We start from the raw sequence: 17555 nt of genomic DNA, 5'->3' as shown, positions 1-17555 counted from the left end.
AGCCGCGCCCCTTGCGGCCCGCCCGCCGAAGCGGCGGCGGCACACCTACGAGGTGACCTCGGTGCTCGGCCGACCGCCGCTGACCAGGACCACCTCCAGGGTGCGCGGACCGTGCACCCCCTCGACCCGGTCCAGCTCGATATCGCTGGTCGCGGACGGCCCCGAGATCCAGGTCAACGGGCGGGCCGGGTCGAGGCGTTCCAGAGCCTGGGGCACGGACGACACGACCTGGTCCGGGACCCGCACCACACAGATGTGATGGTCCGGGACGAGCGTGATACGGCGGCGACCCTGGTCCGGGCCGCCGTCCAGCACGATCGTCCCGGTCTCGGCGATCGCCACCGCACACCCGGTGACCACACTGCCGACCCCGTCGAGCTGGTGCGGTGTGCTCTCGGCGAGGTCCGGAAACACCTCGGCATCGGTCGCCGAGAGCCACTCCGGGTCCAGCCCCGCCGGCACGACCACCGTCCCGGTCCCGCGCTCGGCGACCAACCGGCCGATCAGGGCGGCCAGTTCACCCTCCGCGCACCGATGCACGAGCGCCCGGTAGTCCGCCAGGTTCTCGGCGAGCAGCTCCACCGTCTCGGCGACGCTCCGCTCCCCGTGCTCGCGCAGATACGCCCGCTCGACCGGCGCGTCCTCGCCCGGCACATCGGCCAGCGCGCGCCGCACCCTTCCCAGGATCCGCTCCCTGCTGCTCACTTCGCACCGCCCTTTCCGCCGTTGGTCCGCTGCCACCAGTCCCGGAACGGCTCCGCCGGTACGGTCGGCAGATCCCGGGTCGCGCTCCACGCCTTGCCAGGGCCGGGCAGCGTACGGGGGTGGAGGCGGCGGCTGCGCGAGGCGAGCCGCTGGCCGGTGCGCAGGGCGGCCGGGTGGGAGAACGCCCAGCGGGCCGCACGCATCGCCGCCCGCTCGGCCGCATGCCCCTTGGCAGGCTTGAGCAGCACCTTGTTGCCGTTCCTGACCGCCTCGCCGCCCTCCACGACCCGCTCCCGCAGATGCACCAGCACCTCGGGGATGTCGATGGCGACCGGGCACACCTCGTAGCAGGCCCCGCACAGCGACGAGGCGTACGGCAGCGAGGCGTCGATCTCGCTCGCCGTCCCCCGCAGCTGCGGGCTGAGGATCGCGCCGATGGGGCCCGGGTAGACCGAGCCGTAGGCGTGCCCGCCCGCCCGCTCGTACACCGGGCAGACGTTGAGGCAGGCCGAGCAGCGGATGCAGCGCAGCGCCTGGCGGCCGACCTCGTCGGCGAGGGTGTCGGTGCGGCCGTTGTCGAGGAGTACCAGGTGGAAGGTCCGGGGGCCGTCCCCGTCGGTGGTGCCGGTCCACGTCGAGGTGTACGGGTTCATCCGCTCGGCGGTCGACGAACGGGGCAGGGTCTGCAGGAAGACCTCCAGGTCCCGCCAGGTCGGCACGATCTTCTCGATGCCGACGACCGAGATCAGCGTCTCGGGCAGGGTGAGGCACATCCGGCCGTTGCCCTCGGACTCGACCACGACCAGGGTGCCGGTCTCGGCGACCATGAAGTTGGCGCCGGAGATGCCGACCTTGGCGCGCAGGAACTTCTCGCGGAGGTGGAGCCGGGCCGCCTCGGCGAGTTCGGCCGGGGTGTCGGTGAGGCCCTCGGGCGCGGGGCGCCCCCACTCGCCCATCTCGCGCCGGAAGATGTCCCGGATCTCCCCCCGGTTCCGGTGGATCGCCGGCACCAGGATGTGCGAGGGCCGGTCCTTGCCCAACTGCACGATCAGCTCGGCGAGGTCGGTCTCGTAGGCCCGGATGCCCTCGGCCTCCAGCGCCTCGTTCAGCCCGATCTCCTGGGTGGCCATCGACTTGACCTTCACGACTTCCGACTCACCGGTCTCCTTGACCAGGTCGGCCACAATCCGGTTGGCCTCGTCGGCGTCCGTCGCCCAGTGGACGGTACCGCCGGCCGCCGTCACCGCCTCCTCCACCTGGACCAGATAGCGGTCGAGATGACGGAGCGTGTGGTCCTTGATCTGTTTGCCGGCCTCCCGCAGCGCGTCCCAGTCGGACACCTCGGCGACGGCCTTGGCCCGCTTGGCGCGGATGGTGTGCGTGGCGTGGCGCAGATTCCCGCGCAGGGTCGGGTTGTTGACGGCATCGTGCGCGGCCTTCGGGAAGGCCGGCATTCCCACGAACGTTCCGCTCATACGGCCGGCTCCTCCTCCGTGCTCGCCAGGATCTCCGCGATGTGCACCGGCCGCATGCCGGTGCCGAGCCGGGTCATGGTGCCGCCGATGTGCATGAGACAGGAGTTGTCGGCCGCGCACAGCACCTCCGCGCCCGTCGACTCGGCGTTGCGCACCTTGTCGGCCCCCATCGCCGCCGAGACGTCGGCGTTCTTGACCGCGAAGGTGCCGCCGAAGCCGCAGCACTCCTCCGCCCCCGGCAACTCCACCAGTTCCAGTCCCTTCACGGCCTGGAGCAGTCGGCGCGGCCGCTCGCCGAGCCCCAGACTCCGCAGCCCGTGACAGGTCGGGTGATAGGTCACCGTGTGCGGGTAGTAAGCCCCCACGTCCGTCACTCCGAGCACGTCCACCAGGAACTCGGTCAGTTCGTACGTCTTCGGCACCACCGGCGCCAGCGCGAGCGCGAGACCGCTCCCGCGCCCCTCCGCCCTGGCCCGCTCGCCCATCCTCGGATACAGCTCCCGCACCATCGCCCCGCACGAGCCGGACGGCGTCACGATCGCCTCGTACTCCCCGAAGACATCGGAGAAATGCCGGGCCAGCGGCTCGGCCTCATGGCGGTACCCGGTGTTGTAGTGGGCCTGCCCGCAGCAGGTCTGTGCCATCGGGAAGTCGACCTCGACGCCCAGCCTGGTCAGTAGTTTCACGACGGCACGGCCCGTGTCCGGATAGAGCGTGTCGTTGACACAGGTCAGGAACAGGGCGACACGCATCGCGGCTCCTCGCGGTCGATCATCGGATGAGTGCAGCGTAATGGGCCGGTGCGATCAGCGGGAGTCCCGGTTCACCGTGTGGCGAGTCGTGCCTCGGCCGCCGCCCAGCCGGCGGTGTCGCCGCGCGGCGCGTACCGGGTGAGCGGCTGGGTGCGGGTGACCAGCCGCCGGATGTCGGCGAGGTCGCCGACGAGACCGTGCGCACGGGCCTGGACCAGCACGTTCCCGAGGGCCGCCGCCTCCGTCGGACCCGCCACCACCGGCAGCCCGCAGGCGTCGGCGGTGAGCTGGCAGAGCAGCGCGTTGCGGGTGCCACCGCCCACCACGTACACCGAGTCCACCGGGTGATCGGCGAGCCGCTGTGCGTCGGTGACGGCCCGCCGGTGGGCGAGTGCCAGGGAGTCGAGAATGCACCGGGTGATCTCCGCGGGCGTCCGCGGCACCGGCTGCCCGGACGCCCGGCACGCCTCGGCGATCCGCTCGGGCATCCGGCCGGGGGCCAGGAACTCCGCGTCCCCCGCGTCCACCACCGAGCGCAGCGCCGGCACGCCGGCCGCCTCCCGCAGCAGCCCGCCCAGATCCGGGTCGCCCCAGGCCCGTACGGACTCCTGGAGCAGCCACAGCCCCATGATGTTGCGCAGATACCGGACCGTGCCGTCCAGCCCCAGCTCGTTGGTGAAGTTGGCGGCCCGGCTCTCCTCGGTCAGTACGGGCGCGGCCAGTTCGAGCCCGGCCAGCGACCAGGTGCCGGTGCAGATATAGGCGAACCGCTCACCGACCGCCGGTACGGCGGCCACCGCCGACGCGGTGTCGTGCGAGGCGACGGCGGTCACCGGCACCGGCCCGGCCAGCCCGGTCTCCTCGAGGACCTCGGGGCGCAGCACCCCGGCCGGATCCCCGGGCCGCCGCAGCGGCGCGAACAACCCGAGGTCGATCCCCACGCGGTCCGCCACCTCGTACGACCAGTCGCGGGTCCGGGGATCGATCAGCTGGGTGGTGGAGGCGTTGGTCAGCTCGGTGCCCTGCTCGCCGGTCAGCCAGTACGACAGCAGGTCGGGGATGAGCAGCAGCCGCTCGGCGTGGGTGTACTGGGCGCCGGCACGCGCCGCCACCAGCTGGTAGAGGGTGTTGAAGGGCGCGTACTGGAGCCCGGTGCGGGCGTACAGCTCCGCCGCCGGCAGGGTCGCCCACACCTTCTCGGCGACGCCCTCCGTGCGGGCGTCCCGGTAGTGCACGGGGTTGCCCAGCAGCGCCCCGTCGGCGTCCAGCAGCCCGTAGTCCACGGCCCAGCTGTCGAGCCCGACGGAGTCCACCCTCCCGGCCGCCCTGAGCCCTTCCAGCACCCCGGCGTACAGGGCGAGTACGTCCCAGCGCAGCCCCTCCGGCACCCGCACCGGCCGGTTCGCGAACCGGTGCGCCTCGGCCAGCTCCAGCGAGTCGGGCCCGACGCGGCCGACCATGACCCGCCCACTGGACGCGCCGAGGTCGACCGCCGCATAGGACCGGGGGCCGGTCATCGCAGGAACGCGGCCGCCACACCCGCGTCCACGGGCACATGCAGCCCGGTCGTGTGGGTGAGCTCCCCGCCCGTCAGGGCGAACACGGCGTTCGCCACATGCTCGGGCAGCACCTCGCGCTTGAGGATGGTCCGCTGGGCGTAGAACTCGCCCAGCTTCGACTCCTCCACCCCGTACACGGCGGCCCGCTGCGCCCCCCACCCGCCGGCGAAGATCCCCGACCCCCGCACCACACCGTCGGGGTTCACCCCGTTGACCCGGATCCCGTGCTCGCCCAACTCGGCGGCCAGCAGCCGTACTTGATGGGCCTGGTCCGCCTTGGTGGCCGAGTAGGCGATGTTGTTGGGCCCGGCGAACACGGCGTTCTTGGAGGCGATGTAGACGATGTCACCACCGAGCCCCTGGGCGATCATCACCCGGGCCGCCTCGCGCGACACCAGGAACGAACCGCGGGCCATGATGGCGTGCTGGAGGTCCCAGTCCTTCGCCGAAGTCTCCAGCAGGGGCTTGGAGATGGAGATCCCCGCGTTGTTGACGACGAGGTCGACCCCGCCGAAGGCCAGCACGGCGGCCCGGAAGGCGGCGACGATCTGCTCCTCGTCGGTCACGTCGACGGTGACGGCGACGGCCCTGTCCGGCCCGCCGAGTTCCTCCGCGACGGCGGCGGCACCCTCGGCGTTGAGATCGGCCACGACGACACAGGCCCCCTCGGCGACGAGCCGGTGCGCGATCGCCTTCCCGATCCCGCTGCCGGCCCCCGTCACCAGCGCCACCCGGGTCGCCAGGGCCTTCGGCCTCGGCATCCGCTGGAGCTTGGCCTCCTCCAGCGCCCAGTACTCGATCCGGAACTTCTCCGACTCCTCGATCGGCGCGTAGGCCGACACGGCCTCGGCCCCGCGCATCACATTGATCGCGTTGACGTAGAACTCGCCCGCGACCCGGGCCGTCTGCTTGTCCTTCCCGAAGCTGAACATGCCGACGCCGGGCACCAGCACGATCGCCGGGTCGGCGCCGCGCATGGCGGGGGAGTCGGGCAGGGCGTGCCGCCGGTAGTAGGCGGCGTACTCCTCGCGGTACGCCGTGTGCAGCTCCTTGAGCCGGGCGACGGCCTCGTCGAGGGGCGCGGTCGACGGCAGGTCGAGGACGAGCGGCCGTACCTTGGTCCGCAGGAAGTGGTCCGGGCACGACGTCCCCAGCGCCGCGAGCCGCGGATGCTCGGCCCGGGCCAGGAAGTCGAGGACCACGTCGGAGTCGGTGAAGTGTCCGACCTGCGCCCGGTCCTGGGAAGCGACGGCACGGACGTACGGCGCGAGGGCGGCGGCCCGCTCCCGCCGCTCGGGCTCCGGCAGCGGACCGTACCCCTCGACGACGGGCCCGAAGGGCTCCGCCCTGCCGCGCTCGGCGAGGAAGGCCTCGGCGGTGCGGATGATGTGGAGCGAGTTGCGCTCGCACGCCTCGGAGGTGTCTCCCCAGGCGGTGATCCCGTGCCCGCCGAGGATGCACCCGATCGCCTGCGGGTTGGCGGCCTTCACGGCCGCGATGTCGAGCCCCAGCTGGAACCCGGGCCGCCGCCACGGCACCCACACCACCGAGTCCCCGAAACACTCGGCGGTCAGCTTCTCCCCGTCGGCGGCACAGGCCAGCGCGATCCCGGAGTCCGGGTGCAGATGATCGACGTGCGGGGCGTCGACCAGTCCGTGCATGGCCGTGTCGATGGAGGGCGCGGCCCCGCCCTTGCCGTGCAGGCAGTAGTCGAAGGCGCCGACCATCTCGTCCTCGCGCTCGACGCCCGGATAGACACCGGCGAGCGCCCGGAGCCGGTCGAGCCGCAGCACGGCGAGCCCGGACTCGGTGAGGGTGCCAAGGTCCCCACCGGAACCCTTCACCCACATCAGCTCGGCATCGCCACCGGTGACGGGATCGGTGGCAGTGCCTTTGGCGGAGGCGTTCCCGCCGGCGTAGTTGGTGTTACGGGGATCAGCGCCGAGCCGATGCGAGCGGTCGAGGAGAGCGGCGGCTTCGGGGTGGACGGTCATGGGGCTTCCTAGTGGGTTGCGATGAAACGGGACGGCAACGCGCTCGGCGACGATCTTCTCGGCCCACCCATCCATCCGGACCGGCCTGGGCGGTGACAGACTGCTTGAATCGTTTCAGATCATGTCTCGGGGAACTTATCCGCAGCGCTCTGGCGACGTCAAGATGTGTGTGCACGCGTGTCTGGGTCGACTCGCGAACGGGGGACGCCCCGCGTCGGCCCTCTCCAGGAGGCGTGGGTCGGCCCTTGTGAAATCGTGAAACGATTCATCGCCGTGTCGTGCGGCGCGCCTTCCGGCGGCTACCGCCCGGGGTTCACTCCCGTTGCCGGGAAGCGGTTCGTCCGCTTCGGCTTCTGTCCGGCCGTCACGGGCGGCTCGGCATCAAGGAGTTCGGTCATCACGTGCAGCGCGTGTGCGAGGGTTTCGCCGAGCGGACGGCCGTCCGGCTCGTCGGGCCGCAGGGCCCAGTCCTCGACCGCGATGCGCAGTGCGGCATTCAGCATGCCCGCCTCCAGGCGGACCGCGAGGTCGTGCTCCGAGCGGTCGCTGCCCTCGGCGATCGCCCGGGCGAACACGGCCTCCGCGTCGAAGTGCGTCTCCAGCCAGATGGCGCGCAGTCCGGGCTCGTCACGGCTCAGCCGTACGAGGTCGCGCAGGGCTTCCAGGTGCCGGGTGCCGATCACGCCGGGGTCCTCGGCGCTGGGCATCGCCTGGGTGAGGGAGCTGCCGCCCCTCCAGTAGTCCCGCAGGCGCTCGGTCACCATGTCCAGACCGGCCGTGAGCAGAGGGCGTGCGCACTCCTCCTTCGAGCGGAAGTACCGCCACAGGGTGCGGGTGGAGATTCCGGCGGCCGAGGCGATGTCCTCCGCGGTGGTCGCGGCCACGCCCTGGGTGACGAAGAGCCGGACCGCCTCGTCGGCGATCTCCATGCGCGTCGCTTCGCGGCGCCGCTCCGCCAGCGGCGGTCGCCCCGTGCGGCCACCGGCCTGCCCGCCCACTCGCCCCTCCTCGCCACGGAATGGAGTGATCCTAATTCATGTCGCACTGCGACTTTGTGGCGCAGTGCGACAGGCGATGCTACGGTGCCTTCATCCTCGTAAGTCATGTGCATGCCAATCTCGACTTCGGGCCGACCGAGTGCGCACACCTCGGCGGTCAGCAATGAGCCACCCCCCCACAGTCCGGGCCTCGTGAGCCCGCGGCCACGAGCGGCCCTCCCGACGGGAGTCTCATGTCCGACAACTCTTCCCCCCGCCCCGCCGCCGGCCTGAGCCGCCGTCAGGTGCTCGGTGCGGCAGCTCTCGGCGCAGCCGCGCTCGGCGGGACCGTGACCGGCGCCGGCCAGGCATCGGCCACGACCGAGGCGGCCTCGGCGGCGCCCGCCTCCGCCTCCGAATCCACATCCGTCTCCGCTTCCGTGACGGAACGTCGGGAGCGGGCCGTGGTCGTGGGCACCGGGTTCGGCGGTGGCGTCACCGCGCTGCGGCTGGCCCAGGCCGGGGTGTCCACCCTGGTCCTGGAACGCGGCCGACGCTGGGTCACCGGCCCGAACGCCACCACCTTCTGCCGCTTCGCCACCATGGACAACCGCTCCGCCTGGCTGACCGACCACGCCATCGTCGGCGGCGTCGACAAGACGTGGACGCCTTACACCGGCGTCCTCGAAGCCGTGACCGGCAACGGCATGACGGCCATGTGCGGAGCCGCGGTCGGCGGCGGCTCGATCATGTACCACGGCATGACCCTCCAGCCGGCCAAGGCCGACTTCGCCACCTCGATCCCGCTGGCCGCCGGTCTCTACGACGACCTGAACCTGTGGGCGTACCCCACCGTCGCCCGGATGCTGGGCATCTCCACCATCCCCTACGACATCCTTGCCTCCGACCCTTACAAGTCCTCCCGCCTCTTCCAGGACGTCGCCCCCGCCGCGGGCCTGACGCCGTTCAAGGTGCCGTTGCCGATCGACTGGAGCTACGTCCGGGGCGAGCTGACCGGCCGGTACGAGGCGACCTACACCACCAGCGACATCGCCTTCGGTGTCAACAACGGCGGAAAGCACTCCGTCGACGTCACCTACCTCGCCCAGGCGGAGTCCACCGGTCTGGTCGAGGTCGCGCCCCTGCACGTCGTCCGCGATCTCGCGATGGACGCGAACAAGCGCTGGGTGCTGTCCGTGGACCGGATCGACACCGGCGGCGCCGTCCAGGAGCGGATCCGTGTCACCGCCGACGCCGTCTTCCTCAACGCCGGCTCGCCCGGCACCACCCGTCTCCTGGTCAAGTCCCGCGCCAAGGGGCTGGTCCCGGACTTGCCCGACGCGATCGGCACCGGGTGGGGCAACAACGGCGACCGGATCTGGGCCTGGATCAACCCCACCGGTGACGCCGGAACCGCGCAGGGCGGCCCTGCCTGTGTCGGCGGCAGCGACCCCACGAGCTCCATCCCGCTCACCGTCGTCCACGCAGGCTCCCCGATCCAGCAGGCCGGCGTCACGGCGCTGACCGTGGTCGGCTTCGGCATCGTCGACGGCGCGGGCACCTGGGCCTACGACGCTGGCACCGACGACGCCGTGCTCACCTGGCCCACCGACGCGGACGCGGCGCTGCAGGAGCTGATCGCGGCCCGTATGCGGGCCATCGCCGCGGCGGGCGGCGGCATGATGATCGACACCAACGCGGGCGCGCCCTCGACCTGGCACCCCCTCGGCGGCGTCCCCATGGGCGACGCCGTCGACCTCACCGGCCGCGTCCTCGGTCACCAGGGCCTCTACGTCCTGGACGGCGCCCGCATCCCCGGCTCCACCGGCGCCTGCAACCCGTCCATGACCATCGCGGCCCTCGCCGAACACAGCATGCGGACCGTCGTCCGGCAGGACCTCGGACGCGTCTTCTGACAGATGTCCGGCAGCGGCGCGAGCCGCGGCCCACAGACGGTCTGACACGGGGGCCGTGATCTCCGCTCAGCGCCCGGCGCCGCTCTCGCTCTCCTCCCGGCTCGCGGCCGCGCCCCGGCTCATGGCGAGCACGGCGTCGCGGCGGCTCAGCGCGCCGAACGGCGAACCACCGGTCGGGCGCGGGCTGCCGTGGATCCAGGTGGGGCCGTCGGCGAGGTGGGCGAGCGCCTCCTCCGCGACGTCGTAGGGGTCGGCGAGGTCACCGCCGTACGACTCGCCGTCCGCTGCGCGCGTCCGGCGGTGGGACGGGGTGTCGGTCCTGCCGAGCACGAGCCCCAGGACGTCCACACCCTTGCCCCGCCACTCCGCCCACAGACTCTCCGCGAGGACGAGGTCGAACGCCTTGGAGGCACCGTACGCGGCGAGCGTGGCGCCGCCCGCCCAGGCCGCCCCCGAGGTCACCAGCACCATGCCCCCTCTGCCCCGCGCCACCATCGGGGCGCCGAAACGGTAGGCCGCCTCCAGTACCGCCGTGCAGTTGCGGTGGACCAGTTCCAGGTGGGTGCCGAGGTCCTTGTCCAGGAAGTCGACGTTGCGGGTGTCGGCACCGGCGTTGTAGACGAGGAGTCCGACCTCCAGGCCGGCGGTGGCGGCTTCGAGTTCCGACAGGGCGCCCGAGGCGCTGAGGTCGAGCGCCACCGTGCGGACCTCGACACCGTGCCGGGACCGGATGTCGTCCGCCGCCGCCTCCAGTACGGGGACCCGTCGGGCCACCAGTACGACGTTGATGCCCCGGGACGCCATTCCGTGCGCGAACGCGACACCGACTCCGTCGGACCCGCCCGCGACGATGCCCCAGGGGCCGTATGCGCTGGTTGCGCTGGTCAAAGTCGTCTCCCTCAAGGTTTCTCCGGCGCATCGGCCGGCTCCAGCACCTGCTTCCCGACCGCGTCCGACGCCGGGACCGCCCCGACGGGCCTGCGGACGGCGTACCAGGACGGTGACGTCGTAACCCGCGGCCGTCACCGGCCGGCCGTCGGCTGCCTCATGCGGCCCGCTCCGACGAGTCCGATCCTCACTGCGTACGGCCGGACTCGGGCGGCGGCGCCAGCATCTCGCGGGGGCCGGGGGAGCCGTCGAGGTTGGCGTTGATCCGCTCGGCGATGCGCCAGCCGCGCGTGGTACGCACCCAGCGCCAGGTGTTCGCGGAGACCTGGAAGACCCAGAAGCGGCCGGCGTCGGCGTCCCAGCGCAGATGCAGCGCGTGGCTGCGGCCGGTGGCCTCGTCGCCGTCGACGACGACGTGCGGCACGGTCAGGACATGACCGCAGCCGTTGCCGATCACGCTCTGGTGGCCGGCGCCGTGGACCATGCCGACGATGTCCTCCCGGCCTTCCATCCGCAGGTGCGGGACGGCGTCGAAGACACCGTCGTCGGTCCAGAGGCCGGCCGCGGCCTCCCCCGAGCCGCTGTCGACGTCGGGCCCGTACTGCGCGACGAGCTGCATGATGTCGACCTGGTCCTGAAGGCGGCGGACCTGTGCCGCCAGCCGCTCGACGGTGACGCGTAATGCGTCGATCTCACTCATGTGGGCCCTCTCTGGAGTCGGGTCAGGGCACGACGACGATGCGGGCCGGCCCGTTCGCGTCGCGTGCGGCGTCGAGTGCGGCGGGCACCTCGTCGAGCCCGACGGTTCCGCCGAGCAGCGGACCGACGCCGAGGCCGCCCGAGGGGACCGCCTCGAACGCCTCGTCCCAGTCGGCCATCGACGGGCCGCCGCCGAACTGGATGACGATGTCGACGTCCTGGTCGTACGTCGACATCCCGCTGTCGTCGTCGGCGCCCGCCTCCGGGTGGTCCATGAAGTGCAGGTCCGACGCGCGGATCCCGCACGCGAGCGACCGGACCAGGAGCTGGCCCGGTCCGGGAACCGGGTCGTCGACGATCCGCGCCTCGACCGTCCCGCCTCGCAGCACAGCAGCCCGCATCGGCTTCTCCACTTCGCGGCCCCAGGGCACGTCCCCGACCGGGGCCCGTCCGCCAGGGGACTCTAGCGACGCGCGGCGAGTTATAGAAGACCGTCTCCTGAAATTACGGGAGCGGGCCGGGAGCGCACCAGGTCACTACGATGGCCGGCATGACCGAGTCTCGCCGTCGCCCGGGCCGTCCACGGGACACCAGCATCGACGAACGGGCTCTCGCGGCCACGCGTGAACTGCTCGTCGGGCGAGGCTTCGAGGCGACGACGATCCAGGCCGTCGCCGAGCACTCGGGCGTGCACGCGTCCGCCATCTACCGGCGCTGGCCGTCCCGGATCGAACTGATCGAGGAAGCCACGTTCCCCGGGCTCAGCCCACTGGGCGTCCGGCCGACGGGAGATCTCCGCGGCGACGTCCGCCGGTTCATCCGTGCTTATCTGGCCGCCTTCAACGCGCCGGCGGCACGTGCGGCCGCGGCCGGCCTCCTCGCCTACCACCAGGCGTCGCGGCGCCCCCGTCCGCCGGAACTGGATCTGCGGGTGTCGGCCCGGCCGCAGTTCGAGGAGATCCTGCGTGCCGCACCGCCCGGAAGCGTCGACCCCGCCGTGGACCCGGACGACGTCTTCGACATGCTGCTGGGCGCTGTTCTGGCCCGCACGCTCCTGCTCAACGTCACCACGCGGCAGCGTCCCGTGGAGCGCACCGTGGACATGGTGCTCCGGATGCTGCGCCCCCTCGGCACCGGAGGGGCCGCCGCGCCGGACGCGTGACCGGCTGCTCGACAGGGGCATCGACCCGGGCGAGACGATCCCCTTCAACCACCACGCCTCGGGTGCCGCCGCCGACCGGCGCCGGCCGCGCGGCGCGCCGGTCTCAGGCGGTGGCCAACTCCTCGTCGGCGGCGAGCCGTTCGGGACCGAGGGCCGTCATGCCCGGGCCGCCGCGCCTTCCGGCGGCCGTAGACCGCACCGGCCTGGCCACCGGCCGTGATCCGGGGTGGTGTCGACACGCGGCGCCGCCGCGTGGCTGCGACCGGCCGCGAGCGGCCCGCCGTTCGCGACAGGGCGCGTAGCAGCAGATACCTACGCCCCCCAGCCGGCCTGCTGTCCGCCGACGCGCTCGGCGGCGATCTTCTCGGCCCAGCCGGACCGGGCGTACGCGGCGACGGGGTCGGGGTCCAGCCCCGTCTCCTCGCGTACTTCGCGCAGCAGTGGCCGTACATCCGTGTTGTAGGCGTCCATGAGCACCGCGTTGGCCCCCAGGACATCCCCGGAGAGCTGCGCCTGCGTCAAGGCCTCCCGGTCCACCAGCAACGCCTTCGCCGTGGCCTCCTGCACATTCATCACCGACCGGATGATCGCCGGGATCTTCGCCTCGATGTTGTGGCACTGATCGAGCATGAAGGCCACCTCGGAGGTGAACCCACCCCCGCCCACGACCTCGCACATGATCCGGAACAGCTGGAACGGATCCGCGGCCCCCACCATGAGGTCGTCGTCCGCGTAGAACCGCGAGTTGAAGTCGAAGCCCCCGAGCTTCCCATCCCGCAGCAGCGTGGCGACGATGAACTCGATGTTCGTGCCCGGCGCGTGATGCCCGGTGTCGACCACGACCTGTGCCTGCGGCCCCAGCTTCAGACAGTGGGCGTAGGCCGTGCCCCAGTCCGGTACGTCGGTCGTGTAGAAGGACGGCTCGAACAGCTTGTACTCCAGCAGCATCCGCTGCCCCTCGCCCAGCCGCGCGTATACCTCGGCCAGCCCCTCCGCGAGCCGGTCCTGGCGCGCCCGGATGTCGTCCTGCCCGGGGTAGTTGGTGCCGTCCGCGAACCACAGCTTCAGGTCGCGGGACCCCGTCGCGTCCATGATGTCGACGCACTCAAGGAGATGGCCGACGGCCTTGCGGCGCACCGCCGCGTCCGGATGGCAGATGCTGCCCAGCCTGTAGTCGTCGTCCTGGAAGGTGTTGGAGTTGATCGCCCCCAGCTTCAGCCCGCGCTTCTCGGCGTGTCCCGCCAGGTCCGCGTAGTCGTCCACCCGGTCCCAGGGGATGTGCAACGCCACCGTCGGAGCGGCCCCGGTCATCGCGTGGACCTGCGCCGCGTCGTCCAGCTTCTCCTTCGCCGAGCGTGGCACGCCCTGCTGGGCGAACACCTTGAATCGGGTCCCCGAGTTTCCGTACGCCCACGACGGCGTCTCGACGGCCTGGGTCTTCAGCGCGGCCTTCACCGCGGCGAGGTCGGTCACTTCGGGGCTCCTGGAGTATGTACGGTGAAACGATTCAGGACGGCAAAGTATGAGCCTCTCGAAGGGGTGTCAAGCACTCCGGCCAACCTGGTTTTCCGTGACTCCGCCGTGACCTTAGGCTATCGAAATTTTTTCGATACGGACCCATTGACGTGACATGCCCGTGGTGCCTACGGTCCCGGCAATCCAGTTGAAACCTTTCACGACGCCGTGGAGCCGGGGCCGACCGTCTCGCCGGTGTCGTCGAGGAGCCCCCATGACCCACCCGTCCGACACGGGACCGGCCCCGGTGCTGGCGCTGAAGGACGTCTCCAAGTCCTTCGGTGCCGTCCGCGCCCTGCGGGACGTCTCCCTGGAGCTGTTCCCCGGCGAGGTGCACGCCCTCGCCGGGGAGAACGGCGCGGGCAAGTCGACGCTGATCAAGACCCTCGCCGGGGTGCACCGACCGGACGCCGGTCAGGTGCTGCTCGACGGCGAGCCCGTCGTCTTCCACGGCCCCGGCGACGCCCGCGACGCCGGAATCGCCGTGATCTACCAGGAACCCACGCTCTTCCCCGACCTGTCGATCGCCGAGAACATCTTCATGGGCCGTCAGCCCCGGCGGGCGCTGGGCCGGATCGACCACAAGGCCACCCGCGCGGCCACGGCCGCCCTGATGGAACGGCTCGGCGTCGCCCTCGACCCCGACCGCCCGGCCCGTGGCCTGTCCATCGCGGACCAGCAGATCGTGGAGATCGCCAAGGCGCTCTCCTTCGACGCCCGGGTCCTGATCATGGACGAGCCGACGGCGGCCCTGACCGGCAGTGAGGTCGCCCGCCTCTTCGGTGTCGTCCGCACCCTGCGCGACCAGGGCGCGGCGGTGCTTTTCATCTCGCACCGCCTTGAGGAGATCTTCCAGATCTGCCGGCGGGTCACCACCCTCCGGGACGGCGCCCGGATCGCCAGCGAGCCCGTCGACGGCATGACCGAGGACGACCTCGTCCGCCGGATGGTCGGCCGCGACCTGGACGAGCTGTACCCCAAACAGGACCTGCCGACGGGTGAAGTAGCCCTCTCCGTACGGCGGTTGACCCGGGAGGGTGTCTTCACCGACATCTCCTTCGAGGTGCGCTCCGGCGAGATCGTCGGCCTCGCCGGACTGGTCGGCGCCGGCCGGACCGAGGTCGCGCGGGCCGTGTTCGGCGTCGACCGCTGGGACGCGGGGGAGGTGGAGGTGCGGGGCCGCAAGCTCACCAACGGCGCCCCCTCCACGGCGATGGCCGCCGGGCTCGCCCTCGTCCCCGAGGACCGGCGCGCCCAGGGCCTGGTGATGGACATGTCCATCGAGCGCAACATCGGCCTGACCGGACTGCGGACGACCGTCAGGGCAGGCCTGATGGACCGGGGCGCCGAGCGCAGCCGCTCCCTCGACTGGGCGGTCAGGCTTCAGGTGAAGTACGCCCGGATCGCCGACGCGGTCTCGACCCTGTCCGGCGGCAACCAGCAGAAGGTGGTCCTCGCCAAATGGCTGGCTACCGGACCGAAGGTGCTGATCGTCGACGAGCCGACCCGGGGCATCGACGTCGGTACGAAAGCCGAAGTACACCGCCTCCTCGGCGAGTTGGCCGCCGACGGGGTCGCCGTCCTGATGATCTCCTCCGACCTGCCCGAGATCCTCGGCATGGCCGACCGCGTGCTGGTGATGCACGAGGGCCGGATCACCGCCGAGATCCCGCGCTCCGACGCCACCGAGGAAACCGTGATGGCCGCAGCGACCGGGAGGGCCGCCGCATGACGACCACCGCCGTGGGGAGGGCCGCCGCATGACGGTGACCACCTCCGAACAGACCTCCGTCGCCGAGGCGCCCGAGTCCAGCGGGACCCGGCTCGTCGACCGTGTCTTCCGGATGCGCGAACTCGCCATCCTGGTCGTCTTCCTGGCGATGATCGCCGTCACCCAGGCCGGCAACAGCGAGTTCCTCTCCGAGCAGGGCATCAAGGACCTGCTGCTCAACGCCACCATCCTGGTGCTGGTCGCCACCGGCCAGTCCCTGGTGGTGATCACCAGGAACGTCGACCTGTCCGTCGGCTCCACGCTCGGCATCACCGCCTTCGCCGCCGGCGACTATCTGCACGGCGGCGGCAACACGGTCGTCGCGATCGTGCTGGCCGTGCTGCTCGGCATCGGCTGCGGACTGCTCAACGGACTTCTCGTCAGCCTCGGCCAGGTGCCCGCGCTGGTCGTCACCCTCGGCACGCTGTACATCATCCGGGGCGTCGACTCCATCTGGGTCGGCTCCCGGCAGATCACGGCCGCGGATCTGCCCGGCGGGTTCAACGACTTCGGCTCGGGCGGGCTGTCGGCCGTCCCCTGGCTCGCGCTCATCGCCCTCGCGGTCCTGGTCGCCACCGCCTACTACCTCAGACACTTCGGCAGCGGGCGGGAGCTGTACGCCCTCGGCTCCAACCCGGAGGCCGCCCGGCTGGCCGGTATCCCGGTGCGCAAGCGGATCCTCACCGCGTACACCTTCTGCGGTGCCCTCGCCGGGCTGGCCGGGGCCATGTACCTGGCCCGCTTCGGCAACGTCGACTCCGGTACCGGCAACGGCTTCGAACTCACCGTCGTGAGCGCCGTGGTGGTCGGCGGCGTGGTCTTCACGGGCGGCTCCGGGAGCGTGTACGGCGCCGCGCTGGGCGCGCTGCTGCTGACCTCCGTGAACAGCGTGCTGCCGGCTCTCGGGGTCAGCTCGGTGTGGGTCCTCGCCATCAACGGCTTCCTGCTGCTGCTCGCCATCGCCGTCGACCGGGTCGTGGCGCTGCGGGTGGCGGCCGCGCTGAAGAAGAAGTCGGCCCTCAAGAGGACCGCGACGAGCAAGGAGAGCACCAGCCATGCCTGAGTCCTTGACGCGTGCGATTCGCTGGGACACCGTCGTCGGCGCCCTGCTGGTCGTCCTGCTGCTGTTCTCCTTCGGCTTCGTGGACGGCTTCGGCAACTCGCTCAACCTGTCGTTCCTGATCGGCAACACCCTTCCGATCGCCCTGGTCGCGCTGCCGATGACACTGCTGGTCGTCGCCGGCGAGATCGACCTGTCGGTCGCGTCGACCGCCGGGCTCTCGGGCGCGGTCATGGGCAGGCTCTGGAACGAGGGCATGGCGATCGAGACGATCATCCCGCTGTGCCTGCTGCTGGGGGTGGTCTGCGGGCTGGTCAACGGGCTGCTGGTGACCCGGCTGGGGCTGCCGTCGCTGGCCGTCACCATCGGCACGCTCGCGGCCTACCGGGGCATCGCGCAGATCGTCCTCGGCTCGGACGCGGTCACCGACTTCCCCACGCAGTACCTCGACTTCGCGGCGGGCCGGCTCGGCGACTCCTTCCTGCCGCGGGCCTTCCTGCCGTTCCTGGTGCTCCTCGTGGTCGCCGTGGTGGTGCTGCATGCCACGCCGTTCGGGCGGTCGCTGTTCGCCACCGGGGCGAGTGAGGAGGCGGCGCGGTTCGCGGGGATCCGGGTGAAGCGGAACAAGTTGATCCTGTTCGTCGCCACCGGGTTGATGGCGTCGTTGACCGGGATCTTCTGGGCGTTGCACTACGCGAGTGCGCGGTACGACAACGCGACGGGGCTCGAACTGAGCGTCGTGGCCGCGGTGTTGCTCGGCGGAATCGACTTCGACGGGGGCCGGGGCACGCTGGGCGGTGCGATCGCCGGGGTGTTTCTGCTCGGGGCGTTGCAGAACGTGATGAGTCTGCTGAATGTGTCCGCGCAGTCTCAGATTGTTGTGACCGGTGTGTTGCTCGTCGTCTCGGTGCTTGGGCCTCGGGTTGCCCGGCAGATCTCGTCGGCTCGGCACAGGGCGGCGAAGGCCGTCTGATCACTGCGGGCCGTGTGTGGCTGGTCGCGCAGTTCCTCCCCCAGCCTTCGGCCGGGGGTACCCCCAGCGCCCCCAAACGGGGGCGCTTCCAAAGCGGTTACTCAAGAAG

The 17555-nt window shown here is 71.6% G+C and carries 15 protein-coding genes; 5 read left to right on the top strand and 10 right to left on the bottom strand.

Annotation, left to right across the window (positions count from 1 at the left end):
* Positions 1-45: 45 nt before the first annotated feature.
* The 6 genes from ACFWXC_RS43625 to ACFWXC_RS43600 form a co-directional block, all read right to left on the bottom strand.
* Positions 46-705 (bottom strand): lactate utilization protein C, encoded by a 660-nt coding sequence (locus ACFWXC_RS43625; RefSeq protein WP_384488166.1) that lies wholly within the window; start codon positions 703-705, stop codon positions 46-48.
* Positions 702-2180: a LutB/LldF family L-lactate oxidation iron-sulfur protein gene (locus ACFWXC_RS43620; RefSeq protein ID WP_384488164.1), complete on the bottom strand. Its 1479-nt coding sequence runs from the start codon at positions 2178-2180 to the stop codon at positions 702-704. Before ACFWXC_RS43620 ends, ACFWXC_RS43625 begins: the two co-directional genes overlap by 4 nt.
* Complete coding sequence (locus ACFWXC_RS43615; RefSeq protein WP_384488162.1) at positions 2177-2932, bottom strand: (Fe-S)-binding protein; 756 nt, start codon at positions 2930-2932, stop codon at positions 2177-2179. The genes ACFWXC_RS43620 and ACFWXC_RS43615 overlap by 4 nt, the downstream gene beginning before the upstream one ends.
* 71 nt (positions 2933-3003) lie before the next feature.
* Positions 3004-4449: a rhamnulokinase family protein gene (locus ACFWXC_RS43610; protein ID WP_384488160.1), complete on the bottom strand. Its 1446-nt coding sequence runs from the start codon at positions 4447-4449 to the stop codon at positions 3004-3006.
* Positions 4446-6485: a bifunctional aldolase/short-chain dehydrogenase gene (locus tag ACFWXC_RS43605; protein WP_384488158.1), complete on the bottom strand. Its 2040-nt coding sequence runs from the start codon at positions 6483-6485 to the stop codon at positions 4446-4448. Before ACFWXC_RS43605 ends, ACFWXC_RS43610 begins: the two co-directional genes overlap by 4 nt.
* 299 nt (positions 6486-6784) lie before the next feature.
* Entirely contained in the window at positions 6785-7414 is a 630-nt protein-coding gene (locus ACFWXC_RS43600) for a TetR/AcrR family transcriptional regulator (protein WP_384488212.1), read from the bottom strand.
* Positions 7415-7716: 302 nt separating this feature from the next.
* On the opposite strand from ACFWXC_RS43600, the gene ACFWXC_RS43595 reads away from it, so the two are divergent.
* Positions 7717-9378, top strand: coding sequence for a GMC oxidoreductase (locus ACFWXC_RS43595; RefSeq protein ID WP_384488156.1), 1662 nt, complete (start codon positions 7717-7719; stop codon positions 9376-9378).
* Positions 9379-9444: 66 nt separating this feature from the next.
* Here ACFWXC_RS43595 and ACFWXC_RS43590 read toward each other — a convergent pair whose 3' ends face one another.
* From ACFWXC_RS43590 to ACFWXC_RS43580, 3 genes are all read right to left on the bottom strand, one after another.
* On the bottom strand, positions 9445-10266 hold the full coding sequence (locus ACFWXC_RS43590) for an SDR family NAD(P)-dependent oxidoreductase (protein WP_384488154.1): 822 nt from the start codon (positions 10264-10266) through the stop codon (positions 9445-9447).
* A 187-nt stretch (positions 10267-10453) separates the two neighbouring features.
* Positions 10454-10966 (bottom strand): nuclear transport factor 2 family protein, encoded by a 513-nt coding sequence (locus tag ACFWXC_RS43585; RefSeq protein ID WP_384488152.1) that lies wholly within the window; start codon positions 10964-10966, stop codon positions 10454-10456.
* A 22-nt stretch (positions 10967-10988) separates the two neighbouring features.
* Positions 10989-11366, bottom strand: coding sequence for a hypothetical protein (locus ACFWXC_RS43580; protein WP_384488150.1), 378 nt, complete (start codon positions 11364-11366; stop codon positions 10989-10991).
* Positions 11367-11515: 149 nt separating this feature from the next.
* Between ACFWXC_RS43580 and ACFWXC_RS43575 the strand changes: the two genes are divergently transcribed.
* Positions 11516-12127, top strand: a complete 612-nt coding sequence (locus ACFWXC_RS43575; protein WP_384488148.1) for a TetR/AcrR family transcriptional regulator — start codon at positions 11516-11518, stop codon at positions 12125-12127.
* Between the two features lie 312 nt (positions 12128-12439).
* Here ACFWXC_RS43575 and rhaI read toward each other — a convergent pair whose 3' ends face one another.
* On the bottom strand, positions 12440-13600 hold the full coding sequence (gene rhaI / locus ACFWXC_RS43570) for an L-rhamnose isomerase (protein ID WP_384488146.1): 1161 nt from the start codon (positions 13598-13600) through the stop codon (positions 12440-12442).
* Positions 13601-13856: 256 nt separating this feature from the next.
* On the opposite strand from rhaI, the gene ACFWXC_RS43565 reads away from it, so the two are divergent.
* From ACFWXC_RS43565 to ACFWXC_RS43555, 3 genes are read left to right on the top strand one after another with little or no spacing between them, the layout of a single operon-like run.
* Positions 13857-15374 carry a sugar ABC transporter ATP-binding protein gene (locus tag ACFWXC_RS43565; protein WP_384488144.1) on the top strand — a complete coding sequence of 506 codons (1518 nt, stop codon included), beginning with the start codon at positions 13857-13859 and terminating at the stop codon, positions 15372-15374.
* Positions 15375-15402: 28 nt separating this feature from the next.
* On the top strand, positions 15403-16476 hold the full coding sequence (locus ACFWXC_RS43560) for an ABC transporter permease (protein ID WP_384488142.1): 1074 nt from the start codon (positions 15403-15405) through the stop codon (positions 16474-16476).
* A complete protein-coding gene (locus ACFWXC_RS43555) occupies positions 16469-17446 on the top strand; it encodes an ABC transporter permease (RefSeq protein ID WP_384488140.1) in 978 nt (325 codons plus the stop codon). Before ACFWXC_RS43560 ends, ACFWXC_RS43555 begins: the two co-directional genes overlap by 8 nt.
* The last annotated feature ends 109 nt before the right edge of the window (positions 17447-17555 follow it).

This window comes from Streptomyces sp. NPDC058683 (assembly GCF_042716195.1).
Lineage (GTDB): Bacteria > Actinomycetota > Actinomycetes > Streptomycetales > Streptomycetaceae > Streptomyces.
Note: the sequence above shows the minus strand (reverse complement) of the source record. Positions and strands in the feature narration are given on the sequence as shown.

Bases quoted from the DNA above. Each gene is read 5' to 3' on its own strand.
- ACFWXC_RS43620 (WP_384488164.1), bottom strand. From the start codon at position 2,180: ATGAGCGGAACGTTCGTGGGAATGCCGGCCTTCCCGAAGGCCGCGCAC.
- ACFWXC_RS43615 (WP_384488162.1), bottom strand. From the start codon at position 2,932: ATGCGTGTCGCCCTGTTCCTGACCTGTGTCAACGACACGCTCTATCCG.
- ACFWXC_RS43610 (WP_384488160.1), bottom strand. From the start codon at position 4,449: ATGACCGGCCCCCGGTCCTATGCGGCGGTCGACCTCGGCGCGTCCAGT.
- ACFWXC_RS43605 (WP_384488158.1), bottom strand. From the start codon at position 6,485: ATGACCGTCCACCCCGAAGCCGCCGCTCTCCTCGACCGCTCGCATCGG.
- ACFWXC_RS43600 (WP_384488212.1), bottom strand. From the start codon at position 7,414: ATGGAGATCGCCGACGAGGCGGTCCGGCTCTTCGTCACCCAGGGCGTG.
- ACFWXC_RS43595 (WP_384488156.1), top strand. From the start codon at position 7,717: ATGTCCGACAACTCTTCCCCCCGCCCCGCCGCCGGCCTGAGCCGCCGT.
- ACFWXC_RS43585 (WP_384488152.1), bottom strand. From the start codon at position 10,966: ATGAGTGAGATCGACGCATTACGCGTCACCGTCGAGCGGCTGGCGGCA.
- ACFWXC_RS43580 (WP_384488150.1), bottom strand. From the start codon at position 11,366: ATGCGGGCTGCTGTGCTGCGAGGCGGGACGGTCGAGGCGCGGATCGTC.
- ACFWXC_RS43575 (WP_384488148.1), top strand. From the start codon at position 11,516: ATGACCGAGTCTCGCCGTCGCCCGGGCCGTCCACGGGACACCAGCATC.
- ACFWXC_RS43565 (WP_384488144.1), top strand. From the start codon at position 13,857: ATGACCCACCCGTCCGACACGGGACCGGCCCCGGTGCTGGCGCTGAAG.
- ACFWXC_RS43560 (WP_384488142.1), top strand. From the start codon at position 15,403: ATGACGGTGACCACCTCCGAACAGACCTCCGTCGCCGAGGCGCCCGAG.
- ACFWXC_RS43555 (WP_384488140.1), top strand. From the start codon at position 16,469: ATGCCTGAGTCCTTGACGCGTGCGATTCGCTGGGACACCGTCGTCGGC.